Below are 17,269 nucleotides of genomic sequence, written 5' to 3'. Positions count from 1 at the left end.
GGCCGGGGCGGCCGGCGTCAGGCGACGCTCAGGACGATCTTCCCGGTGGTGCGGCCCTGCTCGCCGATCTCGTGCGCCTTCGCGGCCTCGGCCAGCGGGACGACGGTCTCGACCACGGGCGTGAGCGCGCCCCGCTCGGCCAGGGCGGCGATCTCGCGCAGCCCCAGGTGGTCGGGCTCGACCAGCATCCACACCGCCCGCACGTGGCCGGGGACGTCGGCGGGGACGTCGTCGGGGCCGGGCAGGGTGATCAGCCGGCCGCCCGGGCGCAGCACCGTCAGGGACCGCTCGGCGTTCTGGCCGCCGAGCCCGTCCAGCACCACGTCCACGTCCCCGACGGCGTCCTCGAAGCGGACCGTGCGGTAGTCGATCACCTCGTCCGCGCCCAGCTGCCGCAGCAGGTCGTGCTTGCCGACGCTGGCCGTGCCGATGACGTAGGCGCCGCGGGCCTTGGCGATCTGCACGGCCAGGTGGCCGACCCCGCCGGCCGCCGCGTGCACCAGCACCCGCTCACCGGCGCGCACCCCGGCGGTGTCCACCAGGGCCTGCCAGGCGGTCAGCGCGGCCAGCGGCAGCGCCGCCGCCTGCACGTGGGTGAGGTTCGCCGGCTTGGGCGCGAGGTGGCGGGCCGGGGCGACGACGTACTCGGCGTAGGCGCCCGCCTGCCGCGGGAACAGCGGCATGCCGTACACCTCCTCCCCGGGGCGGAACATCCCCACGCCCGGTCCGACGGCCTCCACGGTGCCGGAGACGTCCCAGCCGACCGCCGGGACCTCGCCCCACTCGATCAGGGCCCCGCTGGCCCGGGTCTTGAAGTCCACCGGGTTCACACCGGCCGCGTGGACCCGCACCAGGACCTCGTTCAGTCCCGGCTCGGGCCGGGCGACCTCACGCTCCACGAGCACCTCCGGTCCGCCCCACTGCTCCACGACCACCGCACGCATGCTGTCCGCCTCACTCTTTTCCGTCTTGATCGGATACCGGCCGCCCGGGCTTCCCGGCGCGACGCAGTCCACGATCCGGCACCCGCCCCCACCATGGTGTTGGCCGTCTGGCCACTATGTGACAGGATCTGGCCATGAGCGAGATGCAGTGGCCGTGCACCGACCCCCGCCCCGACCCGAGCGCCGACGCGGCCGGGCGGCACCGCATCGCCGTCCTCGCCCTGCCCGGCGTCCCGCCCTTCGAACTCGGCATCCCCTCCCGCGTCTTCGGCAGCGTCCTGGACGCCGGCTCACGCCCGCTGTACGAGGTCACCGTCTGCACCGCCGACGGCGCCCCGGTCCTCAGCGACGCCGGGTTCACCGTGCAGCCCGCGGCCGGTCCCGAGGCCCTGGCCGCCGCGGACACCGTGATCGTCCCGCCCACGCACGCCATGCCCGAGCTGGGCCGCGGCGGCCCGCTGCCGCCCGAGGTCACCGCGGCCATCGCCGGCATCCGGCCCGGCACCCGCCTGGTGTCCATCTGCACCGGCTCCTACGTCCTGGCCGCCGCGGGCCTCCTCGACGGCCGGCCCGCCACCACCCACTGGCACCTCGCCCCCGAGTTCCGCCGCGCCTACCCCCGCGTCAAGGTCGACGAGGAGGTCCTCTTCGTCGACGACGGCGACGTCCTGACCTCCGCGGGCGTCGCCGCCGGCGTCGACCTGTGCCTGCACATGATCCGCCGCGACCACGGCGCCGCTGCCGCCAACCGCGCCGCCCGCATGTGCGTCGTCCCGCCCTGGCGGGACGGCGGCCAGGCCCAGTACATCGACCGCCCGGTGCCCGAACCCACCGTCGCCACCACCACCGCCACCCGCGCCTGGGCCCTGGAACACCTCGGCGAACCCCTCTCCCTGAACCGCCTGGCCGAACACGCCCAGATGAGCCTGCGCTCCTTCACCCGCCGCTTCCGCGGCGAGGTCGGCATGACCCCCGTGCAGTGGCTCACCGCGCAACGCCTGGAACTGGCCAAGCAGTTGCTGGAGACCACCGACCTGTCCATCGACCTGGTCGCCCACCGCTGTGGCTTCGGCTCCGCCAACTCCCTGCGCGCCCACATGCGCACCGCCTTCGGTGTCTCACCCGCCTCCTACCGCCGCACCTTCCATACCGACGACCTGGTGGAAGCGGGCGTCTGAGGACACATCAGCGCCGCACATACCCGCTCCGCGGGCCGGCCGGGATCCGCCTGATCATCCGCTGCCGGCGCCCCCTCCAGCGAAGGCCAGCAGCATCATCGCCCGCCGGTAGCGCACCGAACTCGTGCTGCCCGGCGCACGATCTGCTGCAGCTTCTGCCCCTCGTGGCCAGTCAGTCCGCGCACACGGACGGGCTCGGCCACCGCGCCTCCAGCGGTCGGATCGGATGTCACCGCACATGCACCCGCCACGACCGCCGACCCGACGAACCCATGCGGTCACAGCACAGGCACTGTTCCTCGGATATCCTGACAAGGGTGGGCTGTTGGGGCCGGGCTGGCTTCATGGGTCGTGGTGATCTGACGAATGCGGAGTGGGCTCGGCTGGAGTTGTTCTCGCCCTCCGGTGGTGCGCGTGGTGGTCGGTGGAGTGACCACCACCGGGTGATCAACGGGGTCCTCTACCGGGTGCGGACCGGCGTGCAGCGGCGGGATCTGCCCGAGCGGTTCGGGCCGTGGGAGACGGTCTACAAACGACATCGTCGCTGGTCAGCAGATAGGACCTGGCAGATGCTGCTGTCCCGCATTCAGGCAGCCGAGGACGCGGCGGGCGCGATCGACTGGGACGTGTCGGTGGACTCGACAGCAGTACGAGCCCACCAGCACGCCGCCGGCGCGAGGAAGGCTCCTCCGGCCGCCGTTCCTCAAAAGAGGGCCGGGCAGGGGACGAACCAGGTCGATCCGGTACTGCGGAAACTGGCCGCCCGTCTGGAGGAGTCAGATCGGCGAGTGCCTGGGGCGTTCCCGCGGAGGATTCACCGCCAAGATCCACCTCGTCGCCGACGGGCGATGCCGACCCCCCGGCCTCGTCCTGACACCCGGACACTACGGTGACGGACCCCAGCTGGAGCAGGCTTCGAGCAGGACAGCGGGCTGGCGGCTCCGCGTTGGTTCGCACGTTGCGCGGGACCGCCCCTACCCAGGACGCCGGTTGAGTTCCGTCCGAGCGGCCATGACGAACCTGACCGTGGCCGCTACCAACTCCGCGTGGGCTGCTTCCACTGGCGCATCAGCCGATGCCACAGACTGCGGCACCCCGATGGAAACGATCTCCTCCTCCATGATCCGCGCGCGGTGTTGGCGCCAAGCGGCTCCACTCCTCACTCGCGACAAATCTGCTGCGGTCACTTCAGCGCTTGCGATGTAGGGAATCCACACCGCCCAATTGGTCGCGCCTCGCGCAGCTGCGGCGACCGACTCAGGGCCTTCCAGCTCCATAACCACGTTCGCAGCGATAATCGGAGCGCCGGCGAGATCAGCGATGAGAGCGTGGGCACGATCAGTGACATCGATTGGTGGGCCCCCTGCCTGGCTCGCCTCCGTACGGACACGCTGCAAAGCAGAGCGCATCATCGACTCATTCACGAAGGCATTAAGAACGATGAGCAGGGCTGCGTAGGCATCTCGCTGGTGCTGGCGGCGTACGGCGTAGATGGGTCCGTTGGGCACCGCGAGCTTGGAGCCGCCCAGCACCGAACCCTGCTGCGGCAGCGAGCATGGCGACCGGCGAAGCAATGATCGCAGCTGTGATAGCGGAGTCCCTGGCTATATCGTGGCACGGCGCGGGCTGGACCATTGCCGGTATGGCGGGACTCCCAGGCACGCACCTCACCTCACGGGGCCCCCGTATAGATACCGCCGGACCTCGATCAGCAGTTCCTCAGTTGCTCGCGAGAACTGGGTCAGCGCCTCGTTCCGTTCGACTGTCCACCCTGGCCTGTCTGTGTCGACTGGCCATATCCAGCACGTCCCAGACGTCCTTGGCACGCGTGTTCCGCCGAGGCGCCGGGAGGTCACGAAGATGCGCTCAGCAGGCTGGACGCTTCGGTGCGTCCGTAGCTCGACTTCGCGTAATCCTTCGAGGGTGGCGCTCGCGGGAGCAGTCGTCACGGCCTACCCGCGGAGATTCGGAATGTGCACCACGTTGTCCGGCCGTCGTTGCTGATGCCCCACGCATCGGCCACGGCGTCGACAAGAAGAAAGTCCCTGGCCGCCTTGCTCGGAGGGTCCAGCGCAGCTTTGGCGGTCGGAAGAACTGGCCGTCACCTCGATCAAGCAGCGGTGCGCGTCAAAGTGGAATCGTCATGAGCGCACCTGCATCTACCGAACACCCGAGGTCAACCGTCCGTGGCATGCTCGCCCACCCAGGTTGGCCGATGCGCCCGCTACCACGCTCTGCCCGGGTGTGCTGCACGACAACACGACAACTGCCCCAACTGCGCAGCTAGGTCGCGGCGAGCCTGCGCTGACGTCGGCGGAACCGACGCTCCGGGCGTGACGCCTCGTGCCCTGCAAGGTCCGCCTCTGCTTGCAGGGCATCCTGCGAGGAGCCCGCCAGAATACGCGTGAAGGCGGCGCCTCTCCGTTTTCGGAGAGGCGCCGCCTTCGACTCGGACACTACGAGGCTACGAGACCGTCTCGTCGCCGATGGCGCGGAGGACTTCGGCGAGCCAGACCAGACCGTAGCCGACGACTCTCGGGTTGTCCCCCGTCATCGCCTCCAGATTCCTCCACGACTCGGAAACCATTCCGATGGTGAGTTCCTTCGGCTCCTGGTAGACGTCGTACACCTCGTCCGCCGGGATCGACCAGAAGGCCTCCCGCTCGACTGTCACGTGATCCGCGTCCTGTGCCACATGGTTCAGGAGGACGTCGAGTACCTCTCGAAGCTTCTCGACCGGAATGTGAAGCGGCGACTCGTCCATCAGCAACCTCTGATCTTCGCGATGTTCTCGTGGAACGTCTGGATCTCTTTCCGCAGATGCCTTTCCCGTCCTGCGATGATCCGCTGCCGAACCTCGGGGCTCGGAGCGTTCTTCAGGAAGCCCTTGTTGTCATAGGCATCGGGGTCTGCCAGGTAATCCGCCAGCTTCTGCTCGTGCTCGTCGATCAGTTCGTTGAAGGAGTCGATCGACTTGCGGTCCTCGGGGCTGAGCTCTCCACCCGCATTGTGAACCAGAACCGGCGTGTCACCTGCGACGACATAGTACGTGTGCAGGTCGGCCACGTTCAGGTTGTGCACGGTTGCGTGCTCGGTCCAGCGCTTGACCGCAGCGATCCGTACCTCGGCGCCGGAACCGGTGGAAAGCGTCTGGCCGACAATCAGGTCCGTCGCCTCCAGCCACTCGCCGAGCTGCGGCACCCAGAAGGGGTGACCCGCGGTCGCGACGATCTGCTCGGTCTCGTCCCCGAGTTCCCCGTCCGTGTCGATCGTGACGCGCACCAGGGTCTTCTCAGCCGTATCCTTCAGTGGAACGACAACCGTCTTGACCCGGGTCTCGCCCGTTTCCGGATCCGTGGCGAGCACCTCGTCCCCGGCCTTGATGTCCTCGATGGGCTTGGTTGTGCCGTCGCCCATCAGTACCAGGGTGCCGGGCAGGAAGCTGTTCAGCTTGCAGACGGCGTCGGCCTTCTTGGCCACCTTGTAGGTGACCTTCAGTCCCTTGAGGACCTTGAGGAAGGGCAGGTCGAGGACCGCGGAGCCGCAGTCGGACAGATTCGGGCCACTGGCGCAGCCCGTCCAGGCGCTGGGGTCCGGGGCGACGATGCCCACGATGACCGCGGTGACGGCCTTGTCGAAACTGCTCTGCTCCGAACTGACCAGGCCCATGCTCTCCGACGCCTGGCAGAAGCCCCCCTCGAACATCATGTACTCGCAGTGGTGCTGAGCCCACTTCTCGTACCGCTTCTCCTCCGCGACCAGCGGGTAGCGAGCCATGAGCTCCTGGGCCGTCGGCTGGCGGGTGCCTTCGATGTAGGTGTTGCCGCTGGAGTCCTTGGTGACCTTGACGGTCGTGGTCGGCTGCTGGGTCTGCGTGGAAGACGAGCTGTTTCCGCTGCTGGAGTTGGGGTTGTAGAGGTAGTCGCCGTCCGTGTCGTAGCAACCCTCGGTCGTGCAGCCGGGACCGTGGTCCGGGCTCCAGGCCGAGTCGGGGTTGTCCGCGCTACAGCCGTCGCAGAAGAGACCCGAGGGGTCGGAAGAGCTGATCGGGCTGTTGCTGCTGTACGCGTACCCGTTCATCTGGAGCGGGTTCTGCAGGTCGATGACCGGGTCGACCGAGATGAAGCGGCCCGTCGACTGGTCGTACTCACGTGCCCCGATGTGGGTGAGGCCGGACGGGTCGTCGATGCCGACACCCAGGTAGCTGCGTTTGTTGGGCCAGGCTGTCTTGGTACCGCGGACCTCGCCGTACGGCTTGAAGGCGCGTCGGCTGACCGCCTGGCCGGCGGCCATCGCGATCACTGTGTTCGGCGTGCCGAGGTGGTCGCTGATCAGGACGTCCAGCTTGTGTCCGGTCGTCGCGCCGTTGTCGGTGGAACGCAGGACCGTCGGTGCACCGGGGTGACCGTAGGCCCGGGTGGCGCGGGTGATCTTGCCCCCGACCGTGGTCAGCTCGGTCTCGCCGAGGTAGAGGGTGCTGCCCGACGGAGTGTTCTCCAGCAGGCGGTTGCCCGAGGCGTCGTACACGTACTTCGTGGTGACGCCGTCCTCCGTGAGCGTGGCGAGCCTGTTCTCCAGGTTCCAGGTCAGTTGTTGTGTGCTGGCGGGCAGGTCACGGACCGTGGTGTTGCCCGCGGCGTCGTACTGGTAGGAGCTGTTCTGACCGGCTGCCGTGGAACTCACGTACGCCATGGCGTGCGGCTGGACCTCGATGGTCGGCAGGCCGTCGCCGGTGATCTCGATCCCGTACCCGTAGGTCTGGGTGACGTCCTTCGTCGCATCGGCCGGGTCGTGCGCCGTGCGCTTGGTGCGGTTGCCGATGACGTCGAAGTTGTAGCTGTCCCAGTACCCGAGGGTGCCGCCGGAGACGGTACCCGCCACCGGGCCCGACGCGGCCAGGGAGCTGATCAGGGTGGCGTCCGGCGTTGTGCCGTCGCCGATGGTGTCCGGCGCGTCGGCGACGGGACCACGGGTGGCCTTGCCGTCCGAGCGGTAGCCCCAGGACCAGCCACCCGGGCTCTGGCAGGCGGCTCCGCCCGAGCCAGCCACGACGCCCGAGGTCCAGGCGTGGACCAGCTCACCCATCGCGTCGTAGGTGAAGCACTGGTTGTCGTTCGTGACGGCGCCGGTCGTCGGGTCGGACATCTTCTGACCGATGGACGTGATCTTGCCGGCGTAGTCGTAGGAGTAACGGGTGTCGCTGACCTCGTTCCTCGCCGTCTCCCGGTGCACAGCGGTGCGCTGGAGCTGACCCGTGTTGTTCTGGAGGAAGTTCGTGGTCCACACCCGGTAGGGCTGCGGGCCGCTGACCGTACGCAGGGGCTCGCCGTAGGGCGAGTACGTGACGTCGGACGTGTACCAGGTGGCGCCCGAGGTGGACTCGGGCAGGCCGTCCTCGTTGTAGCGGGTGACGAGTTTCTCCGCCGCCAGGCCGCCCTTCGCGGGAAGGGTGGCCGTCAGCGGCCTGCCGGTCGGCGTGTAGGTGAAGGCCGAGGCGTACGTACCGGAGACGCCGGCGGTCATGGTGTTGGCCGGGATGACCGTCTCGTGGCCGGTCGGCCGGTACCCGACGTCGTAACCGGTGACGCGGTCGACGTAGTTGCCGCTCGCGTCGTGCCGTGTCGAGGAAACGGGCAGACCGAGAGCACCCGGCAGCGTGTCGTAGGTGAACGACTTGATCGGGGCCGCCGTGGCCGAGCCCTCGCGGACAGCGGTGACGCGGCCTAGTTCGTCGTACGACGTGTGAGTCGAACCGCGCGTGTCGCTGCTGATGATCGCTCGGTCGGCGGCGTCGTAGGTGGTGTTCGTCGGGCCGATGTCCGGGTCCGTGCTCGACACCACGCGCCTGCGGGCGTCGTAGCCGCGGGTCCAGACGTTGCCCGCGGAGTCGGTGACCTTGGCCTGATTGCCGCGCTCGTCGTACGCGTACGTCGTCGCACGCGACAGCGTAGAGCCGGTGTTGGTGTAGTGGAGGATCTTGACCACCCGGCCGAGCGCGTCCGTGAACGACTTCGTCGCGGGGTCGCTGACTCCGGCGGGGCGGTGGTACGTCGTGGTGTCGCCGTACGTCGTCGACGCGTTGTGCAGGAACGTCATGCCGTGGTATGTCGCCACGCGCACCGGTCGCTCGAGACCGTCGTAGAACGTCCGCTGAAGGCTGGGCACCAGGGTGTCCGACTGGCGCTTGAACAATTTGGTGGCAGGCTCGTCCTTGGCCAGGTAGGGGCTCGTCTGCTCCCAGGCCAGACCGTGGTCGTTGTACCGGGTGTCGGTGACGATCCGGCCGGGGCCGTGGGCCTGCGACTGGGTCTGGACCGGCCGCATGAGGCCGTCGTAGATCGTGACCTGCTTGGCGTAGGTGCCGTCGTCCTTGATGCTCTGCACGGTGACGGCCGAGGGCTTGGTCACCGAGGTGGACGCGTCCGCCAGCTGGTAGGAGATCTGCACGTCGGGCGTCTGGGTACCCGTGGACCGGGTCGGGGACCAGCCCTTGACCAGGCGGCCGAAGGCGTCGTACTCGTTGCGCGCGGTTCGGCCGTTGGCGTCGCTGACGGTCACGGCCTGGCCGCGGCCCGGGTCGAACGTCGAGACGTTGGAGTGCCCCTTGGGGTTGATGACCTTGATCGAGGTGACCGGGCCGCCCGTCGCCGGGGTGTACTGCGTCTCAGTGGTGCCGACCAGCGGCTTCGTCACCTTGGTCGTGCGGCCCAGGGTGTCGTACTGCATGTTGGTGACCACCGCGTGCGAGGTGCCCTCGCCGTTGGTCTCGTACAGGCTGGTGGCCAGGCCCTCGACCGGGGCGGTGCCGTAGGCCAGGCCGTCGTACGTGGTGCGGGCGGCGCTGAGCAGCTGGGTGCCGGGATCGGCGGTCGCGTAGTCGGCGCAGGAGGTCGCGGTGGCGCGTACGGCCTTGGTCAGGCCGATCAGCCCGGCCGCGGGGTTGTGCACGTACTCGGTCTTGGTGCAGTTGTAGTCGCTGAGCGTCTCGCCGGTGCCGTTCGGCTTGACCACGGAGGTCTCTGTCTGGATCGGCAGACCGTACGTCGTGTCGACGTCGGTCTTGCTGCGCACCGCCTGCCAGCTCGTGCCGACGGCCTGGACGGTGTCCGTCTGCTTCACGCCGACACGGTGCGCCAGCAGGTTGCCGGCCCCTCCGTCGCGGGCTCGTGAGGCGGTCTGGACCGACCATGGCTGGCTGAGGGTGCGGCTGAGGACGCGACCGCCCGCTCCGCTGTACGTGATGCTCTCCGCGACCTGGCCGGCGTACTGCGGCTGGTCGTCGGCGAGGAGGGTGACCTTGCCGGTGGAGTCCTTGACGGCACCGCCCGCACCGCGGAAGTAGCGGGTGACGCCGTAGGACTGGGTCTCCGGGTCGGTGCTCTTGACGCTCTTGGTCTCGTTGCCCTTGACCGTGGTCACGGTCTGGTAGCCACGCCACTCGCTGTACGTGCGCAGGTCGGGCTTGGTGAACTCGTCATCGCTCTTGCCCCAGGCGGCGTCCGCGTACTTGTACTTGGTCACGACGCGCGCCGAGAGGGCGGTGATCCGGTCGGTCTCGATCACGGTGTCGACGACGTACTTGTTGAACCAGGCGAGCTTGGGGAGCTTCTCCTCCCCGTCCGGTGACCAGCGCATGGGATAGCACGTGCCGTGGTTGCTCTCCGGGGCCACCGTCGGCTGGACCTTGCAGCCACCGCGGTAGATGACCTCGATGTCACCGCCGTGCTCGGTGGAGACCCCACCGATGCGGGGGCGCTTGAAGCCCGGGCGGGCGTCGTTCGCGTCGCGGGCGACGAGGTTGGGCAGCTGCTGGTCCTTCAGGTGCCGCAGCGGGTGGTTCGGGCCGACCACGTACTCCTTGAAGCTGACGCCCGACTTCGACATCAGGGTGCCGCTGGTGGCGCCGGGGAGGAATCCGTGGCGGGTGATTGAGTTCAGCCACAGGCCCGGGGAGGTGTCGTACCAGTCACGCGGGAAGGAGTGGTTCAGTACGTACGTGTCGACCTTTTGCAGGCCGGTGGTGCCGGGGCGGTGTGCGAACGTCTCGATCTTGCCGAGGCGCATCCGGTTCCAGAAGGACGGGAACTGGGGGCAGAGCTTCGACGTGGACTTGCAGTTGAGGTTGCCGGGGGAGTCCCACCAGTAGCGGTAGGAGGCCGGATCCGTCTTGTCGAAGTTCGCCGAGTCGCAGACGGTGCCGCTTTCCAGGCAGCGCTGCGAGAGGTAGAAGTTGATCTCGGCGCTGGGGGTGCCGCCGAGGTTGTCCTCGCGCAGGCCGTACTCGATGGAGTCGGGAAGACCGCCGCGGGTGTACTTCTCAGGGGTCTCGGTCTTCTCGTTGACCGCGTAGTAGTTCGTGGACGGCGCCCAGTTGACGATCATGACGTTGCCGTGGACGTCGACGACCTTGTCGAGGCCCCACTGCCAGGCCTGCTGCTTGCTGGTGCTGCTGTTGCAGCGGGAGGCCGCGAACGTGGACGCGTGACAGGGCTCGTCGGGATGGTTACCGAAGACGGGGACGGTGAACACGGAGCTGGTGTCGGCGTGCCCGCCGCCGATCAGGTTCAGTCCGTAGAAGTATTTGGTGCCGTCACGCGTGGTGACTTCCCAGTGCTCGCCGTTGTCGTCGCCGTTGGTGCCACCCGTCCTGAGCAGGACGCGTGTTCCGTCGTCCTCCTTGGTGCGGTACTCGTTCGTCGCGCCGACGCGGACCAGCTCGACGGTCTTGCCGCCGAGGGACATCACGGCGTTGTACGAGACCCAGCACAGGTCGGAGGTCTCGTTCGCCTTGCCCGTGTTGTTGGGCGCCTGACCACCGACGTCCTTGATGTCGTCCTTGCAGGTGCGGTAGCGGCGCTGGATGTTGCCGGGGTCGTAGTCCCAGCCCTCGCCGATCCAGGACGACTGCGGCGCGGAGGCCGCGGTCTTGCCGTCCACGGACTGGGAGTCGTAGCCGAGCTCGATCTTCGGCGAGGGGCCGGCGGGGGTTGGCGGCACGTCGATCGGATAGGACCAGCTGAAGCCGCCGGAGGAACTGCCCGCGGCCCACTGACCGTTGGAGATCAGCGGGGTGGCCTTGAACGATCCGCCCTCGCCCGCGCCGGAGTCGACGGCGCCGATGACCGCGCGGTCACCACCGGTGGCGACGGGCGTCGCCGCCGCCCTCACATACGCCGCCTGTACGGCGCCCGACCCCGCGGAGGGGGCCGGGTACGGGGCCGAGACGGGGGTGACGGTGCCGTCGGCCGCTGTGTCGACCGTCGCCGTGATCGCCTTGGCCGTGGTGTCGTTGGCCGTCTCCAGCTCCTCGTACGCCCGGCACGCCTCGACCTCGGGGGTCGTCAGGTAGCACTCGGGGAACTGCACGAAGCGGAGGCGGGAGGCCCAGTCCGCGCCGTAGTAGTTCTGGTACGCCTTGTAGTCCAGCTGGACGGCGACCGGAACGGAGCCGGTGGCCGGCGCGGTCACGGTGAGCAGTGCGCCGTCGACGCCCTGCACGAGCGGGTCGGCGCGATCGGCGATCGAGACCTGCCAGGTGCCGGTGGGGGCTGCCGCTCCGGGCGCCTGCCCGAGCTTGACCGGCAGGTCGTCGGCGGGCTGGAGCGCGACGGAAGTCACCGAAGCGGTACTGACGGAGGCCGTGCTTGCGGAGGAGGTGGACGAGGTGGTGGTCCTCGCACCGCTGCGGTATGCCGTCGGCTGGACCGGAGCACTGAAGTCGACGACACCGCTGTCGGCCTTCGGCGGCGTGGCGGTACCCGCCGGGGGCTCGGTCTGAGTGGTGGGGGCCTCGGCGCCGATGCGCTCCAGGCCGGTGTTGTTCGCCTTCTCGGGGACGAACCGACCCTTCTGGAGGGTCTCCAGAACCAGACCGTCACGCGGTATCTCGTCCTTGGCCGGATCCGGCGGTTGAGCCAGAGCCGTGGCTGGGAGAAGCAGGGCGAGCAGAACGGCACCTGTCGGCACCGCGAAGGCGCGCAGACGACGGTGAACGAACAGCAGGGATGGCACGGAGAAGTCCCCCCGGACTGCTGAAACGGAGCCCGGGCAGAGCTCACGTGATTCCCGATCGGAAAACAGCGTGATTGTGCTTAGTCCTATGCCGGTAAAGCCAGCATAAATAGAGTCAAGTGATAAGGATCACGGCAGATATCGCATAATCACAGCCTGTTCCGGGAGATTGATGCAATCAAGGCGCTCCTGTGCGAAATCGGGCCAAGTATCGGAGTGCTGCGGCAGTTTGGGCTGTGAATGCCCCTGTTTGAGAGAGGGAGCCGATTCCCCGCCCGGCCATGCGATGGCTCCCTCTCTTTCCTCGTCACGGTAAGTCCGGCGCGTGACGGGATCCGTCGCGTGGGTCATGCTTCGCTCGCACTGTCCGGTTGGGGGGAAGGAATTCGTGCTCATGACGAGCAGATGGCGCCGGTCGTCCGGTATGCGGTTGTCCGGCCGCCGGTCGCTCGCGGCGGTTGCGACGGCCGCCGTATTGGCGTCCGGAATGACGTACGTCGCGCTGAATGAATCCGGGGACGGTGCGGATTCGGAACCACCCCGAGCCGCACAGCAGCGGCGCGTCACGCTGACCGAGGATGCTGCGGCGCTGCGGGCGGCCAAGACCGGCAAGCCGGTGGAGGCGACCGCGCTGCGCAGCGCGTACACGACCACCTGGGCACAGCCGGACGGCTCGATGCTCCGGCGCATGCACTCCAGCCCGGTGCGCGCCGAGGTCGACGGTGTCTGGAAGGCCATCGACCCGACCCTGGAACGGGTCGACGACGGCTGGGCCCCGAAGGCTACGAACACCGCGATGGTCTTTTCGGCGGGTTCGAAGGCCGCCAAGGGGTCGGGTACGAAGGGTGATTCCGGGACCGAGCGTGCCTCCCGGGCCTCCGTCCGGCGCGTCTCGCTGCTGTCCGACGGCATCACGCCCGGCACCGGGAACACCCTCGCCACCATCACGGTAGACGGCCACGACATCGTCCTGACCTGGCCGGACGCCATTCCGACGCCGATCGTGGACGGCTCCCGCGCGCTCTACCCGGAGATCCTCCCCGGAGCCGACCTGGTACTGACCGCGGACGACAACGGTTTCGCGCAGCTGCTCGTGGTCAAGTCCCGTGCGGCCGCCGCTGATCCACGGGTCGCACGCCTCGCGTACGGGCTGTCCTCGCCGGACCTGAGTTTTTCCCTGGACCCCGTGTCCGGAATCGTCAGCGCTCAGGACCAGGGCGGCGAGGACATCGCCGAGTCGCCCACGCCGCTGATGTGGGACAGTGCGGGCGTCCCCGCGATCACCGACGGTCAGGCCGGCACCGACGCCACCGCGCCGCCCGAGGTGCTGCCGTCCGAATCCGTGGGTGCTCCGCTGGATCCGGACGAGACGGAGACCCCGACCGCGGAGCCCACGGACGCGATCCAGGACGGTGACATCGAGGATCCGTTCAACGAGGTGCTGCCGGAGGCCTCCGACGAGGCGCCGGACCCCTCGGCCACCGAACCCGAGTCGACCGTTCCGCCCGTACCGGCCGAACCGACGCCGGAGCCCTCGCAGACGGGATCGGCCGCTACGCTGTCGCTGCCGTCCCTCAACGGGCCGCAGCCCGCTTCCAACGGCGCGCTCGTCGAGACGCATCTCGACGGCGGCGACTGGGTGTTCATTCCCGACCAGGAGTTTCTGGCTGACGCGACCACGGTCTACCCGGTCTTCATCGACCCGTCGGTGAGCAAGCACACCAACGACTGGACGACCGCGTACAGCAGGCACCCGTACGCGAACTTCTACAACGGCAAGAACTTCAACAAGGGCGGCACCCACGAGGCCCGCGTCGGCTTCGAGTCCGACACCTGGGGCACGTCCCGGTCGTTCTTCACCATCGACTGGAACCCTGACCTCAAGGGCGCGCTCGTCACCAAGGCCGTGCTGCGGACCCTGAACACATACTCCTGGTCCTGCCAGTCACGCAGCATGTCCGTGCACCTCACCGGCACAATCAATTCCAAGACCAACTGGAAGAACGCGCCGTCGATGAACGACGGAAACAAGATCGGCCGACGCAGCTTCGCCCACGGTTACAAGACCAACTGCCGTGACGCGTACGAGGCGTTCGACGTCAAGCCGGCTGCGCAGCGCGCGGTCAGCAACGGCTGGCCGACGCTCACGCTCGGCTTCCGGGCGACGGACGAGAGTTCCCAGTACTCCTGGAAGAAGTTCCAGGCCAACGGTGGCAGCGACCCGTACATCGATCTGAGCTACAACCGTCCGCCCAACGCGCCCACCAGCCTGGACCTCGATCCCGAGCTGAGCTGCGACACGACGTCCCCGTACGTCAATCTCGGTGCGTCCTCACTGGCGCTGTGGGCCAGCGCGAGCGACAAGGACGGCAACCTCGCCTCGGTCAACTTCGAGCTGTGGCTCAGCGGCGGCGGCCCCAACCTGCTCGGCAGCAAGGGCAAGGTGTCCGTGGGGAGCCAGACCTCATCGGCCCGTGTCCACACCGATCCATTCCTGACCGGCTCCACCGGCCTGAAACTCGTCAACGGGAAAACCTACTCGTGGCGGGCGAAGTCGGTCGACAAGTTCGGCTCCACCTCGGGCTATTCGCACACGAAGGTGCCCTGCCGGTTCGTGTTCGACACGTTGGCGCCGTCCGCGCCGATCGTGACGTCCCCGCACTTCCCGGACGCGGACGCCCGGGACAATGGTTTCAACAACGATGCCGAGGACTCCACCTGGAGCGCCGTCAAGTTCGGCACGGCCGGCACGTTCACGTTCAAGGCCGGGCAGACGGACGTGATCCGCTACGAATACGGCTTCAACCAGGGTAACTACCCGTTCTCGGTCTCCCGCGCATCTGGTGCGGCGGTGACCACGCTCACCAGCGTGACCACCGTCAAGCCGCCGATGGCCGGGCCGAACGTCCTGTACGTGAGAGCCGTGGACGACGCCGGTCATGTGTCCCCGCCGACGAAGTACTTCTTCTATCTCGCCCCGCGTGACAAGGCGGACGAGCCCGGCGACTTCACCGGCGACGACATCTCCGACATATTCATCGTGGACGGCAACGGCAACCTCCGGCTGTACCCGGGCGAGGCACGCAGCGAGGACCTCACCAGGGGCAACGGCGACATCGGCTACTCGATGTCGGGTGCCTACAGGGGCAATCCCGCCAAGGATCCGAGCGGCGAGGACGGACTGCCTGTCTACGCCGCTGTGCCGTCCGGGTACTGGAAGGACACCCTGATCACCCACCTCGGCGACGTCTACGGCGGCGACGGTCTCCAGGACCTGATCGTCCGGCGCGAGGGCAAGCTGTGGGTGTACCCGGGTGACGGTTACGGGGCCGTCAACATCGACAAGCGGCAGCAGATCCTGCTGCCCGCGAATGCCCCCGACCCTGCGGACTACAGCCAGATCGCCGCGGCCGGAGACGTCACGGGGGACGGCAAGACCGACTTCTTCCTGACGGCCGGCGGCGCCTTCTGGGTGCTCACCGGGTACAACGGTGCGACGGTCGAGAGCGCGACCCGCCTGGCCGCGTCGGTGTGGACGGACCGCGACATCGTCTCGGTCCAGGACATCAGCGGTGACGGCGTGACCGACCTGCTGTACCGGAACGACACGGCCGGCAAGCTGTACCTGAGGCTCGGCAAGCCCGGCGCCTCCGGCGGCGTCGACTTCGTCTCGCTGGCCGCGGCCGCCGACTCGGCGTCGCCGGGCGGCATCGACATCACGTACGGCGCGTCGGGCTGGCAGAGCACCAATGTGCGCCTGCTCATGGGGACGCCGGATGTCAACGGGGACAACATCCCGGACGTCTGGACGATTCGTGTGGACGGCACGGTGCGCTTCTATGCCGGCACCACGGGCGAGATGCAGCACTCCGGAGTGGCGATCGTGGGCAACAGCAACGGCGTCGGCTGGAAGAACAAGCTGGCCATCGGCTGAGACCGGTGATCTGAGCCGTGTGGCGAGGGGCCTCGCCAGGAATCAGGCGGCCGGTCACAAGTGGATGCCCCGCCCCCTGCCACCGCATACAGCCCCTGCGCTCCGTGCTCGGCCGCGCCCACGGTCTTCGCACACGGGGAGCGGCATGGACCGGCATCCCGATCGCGGCACTCGAACTGCGACACCGACAGCGTGCCTGCACCGAGGACCGCATCCGGGTCGCCTGCGCCACGGCCTGCACAATCTGGAAGGGAAGCGGTTCGAACCAGCAGGAGCGGCGTGGTGGCGTAGGGACGGCGCGTCTCCGTTGGCGCGCAGGCTGCAGGTGGAGTGCGAGGCGGAGACCGGCTACCGCGCACGTCGGCGCCGGTACTCACCACGCTCATCCACGGCCGCCCCCTGCTCGTCGCCCCGGCAGGATCCGAACAACCGCTGCTCACCGCAGCCTGCATCCGCGCAGGCGTCGCCCGCCGGCTGTCGGAAAGGGCAACACCCGATCTCCTCCTAGAAGTCCTGGGCGACTGCTCGATCCGCCGGGCCGCTGCCGGGCTCGCCGGCAGCCTGCTCACGGCAGGGGCAGCACCCCTGGCGGCGGACCACGTCGAACGAACTGCGCAACACGGAATGGCGCGCACGACGAGCAGCCTGCCAGCCCTCCGAGAACACTGTGCCTACCGTGGAGAACTGGCCGGCCTTGCTCATCACGCTGTCGTCGGCAGCCGCAGTACCTGCTCCAGAGCGAACGCCACCCCATAGCGCCAACAGCAGGAAGCAATAGGCAGAGCTGAACACGTCGATGCCGGACAGGCAGACAAGCACACGAGCCCCTGGGCCTGGAGCTCAAAAGCATGCCGTGACGCTCAGGAGGCAACGGCAAGGGCTTCAGGATTCGCGTCGATGGAAGCGGAGTGACGACGTCAGTTCTCGCCTGCAGGGCCACTGAGCCGCCCCTGAAAGACGGTGTTCCCGTCCTGCGTCCCCGTGACCAGTACCGAGATCTCCTCGGCGGCGGCGTGCACGACCCGCGCCTCGATCCGGCAGGGGCGGTCGAATTCGGTGTACCGCTCGAAAGCACTGGTGATGACGGTTGCCTCAAGGTGGGCGGGCTGCAGGATCGCGTGCGCCGCTTGATAGGCGGCCTCCATCAGAACGAGGCCGGGCACGTGATCGACGGGGTGGTCGAAGTACATGACGTTGTCCAC

7 protein-coding genes and 2 pseudogenes are annotated in these 17,269 nt (G+C 68.3%); 3 read left to right on the top strand and 6 right to left on the bottom strand.

What is annotated here, in order from left to right; all coding sequences use genetic code 11:
• Positions 1-17: 17 nt before the first annotated feature.
• The gene (locus tag AB0C82_RS33990; RefSeq protein ID WP_362849958.1) at positions 18-944 is read right to left on the bottom strand and encodes an NADP-dependent oxidoreductase; all 927 of its coding nucleotides are present in this window, start codon (positions 942-944) and stop codon (positions 18-20) included.
• 143 nt (positions 945-1,087) lie between these two features.
• On the opposite strand from AB0C82_RS33990, the gene AB0C82_RS33985 reads away from it, so the two are divergent.
• Complete coding sequence (locus tag AB0C82_RS33985; RefSeq protein ID WP_362849993.1) at positions 1,088-2,122, top strand: helix-turn-helix domain-containing protein; 1,035 nt, start codon at positions 1,088-1,090, stop codon at positions 2,120-2,122.
• Positions 2,123-2,200: 78 nt separating this feature from the next.
• Here the strand turns inward: AB0C82_RS33985 and AB0C82_RS33980 are convergent.
• Positions 2,201-2,325 (bottom strand): annotated as a pseudogene (locus AB0C82_RS33980) (IS630 family transposase); the annotation flags it as partial.
• Between the two features lie 141 nt (positions 2,326-2,466).
• On the opposite strand from AB0C82_RS33980, the pseudogene AB0C82_RS33975 reads away from it, so the two are divergent.
• Positions 2,467-3,034 (top strand): annotated as a pseudogene (locus AB0C82_RS33975) (IS5 family transposase); the annotation flags it as partial.
• Positions 3,035-4,586: 1,552 nt separating this feature from the next.
• On the opposite strand, the gene AB0C82_RS33970 reads toward AB0C82_RS33975, so the two are convergent.
• Together AB0C82_RS33970 and AB0C82_RS33965 are read right to left on the bottom strand one after the other, a co-directional pair.
• Entirely contained in the window at positions 4,587-4,886 is a 300-nt protein-coding gene (locus AB0C82_RS33970; protein WP_362849955.1) for a hypothetical protein, read from the bottom strand.
• On the bottom strand, positions 4,886-12,133 hold the full coding sequence (locus AB0C82_RS33965) for a polymorphic toxin-type HINT domain-containing protein (protein ID WP_362849953.1): 7,248 nt from the start codon (positions 12,131-12,133) through the stop codon (positions 4,886-4,888). Before AB0C82_RS33965 ends, AB0C82_RS33970 begins: the two co-directional genes overlap by 1 nt.
• 394 nt (positions 12,134-12,527) lie before the next feature.
• Between AB0C82_RS33965 and AB0C82_RS33960 the strand changes: the two genes are divergently transcribed.
• The gene (locus AB0C82_RS33960) at positions 12,528-16,067 is read left to right on the top strand and encodes a DNRLRE domain-containing protein (RefSeq protein ID WP_362849951.1); all 3,540 of its coding nucleotides are present in this window, start codon (positions 12,528-12,530) and stop codon (positions 16,065-16,067) included.
• A gap of 504 nt (positions 16,068-16,571) precedes the next feature.
• On the opposite strand, the gene AB0C82_RS33955 is transcribed toward AB0C82_RS33960, so the two are convergent.
• Together AB0C82_RS33955 and AB0C82_RS33950 are read right to left on the bottom strand one after the other, a co-directional pair.
• The gene (locus AB0C82_RS33955; protein ID WP_362849948.1) at positions 16,572-16,886 is read right to left on the bottom strand and encodes a hypothetical protein; all 315 of its coding nucleotides are present in this window, start codon (positions 16,884-16,886) and stop codon (positions 16,572-16,574) included.
• Between the two features lie 98 nt (positions 16,887-16,984).
• Positions 16,985-17,269 (bottom strand): AfsA-related hotdog domain-containing protein (locus AB0C82_RS33950; protein WP_362849946.1); only part of this gene is annotated, 285 nt, incomplete at its 5' end.

The organism is Streptomyces sp. NPDC048560, assembly GCF_040650955.1.
Classification (GTDB): domain Bacteria; phylum Actinomycetota; class Actinomycetes; order Streptomycetales; family Streptomycetaceae; genus Streptomyces.
The sequence above is the reverse complement of the archived record's forward strand: the minus strand, read 5'-3'. Positions and strand labels throughout refer to the sequence as shown.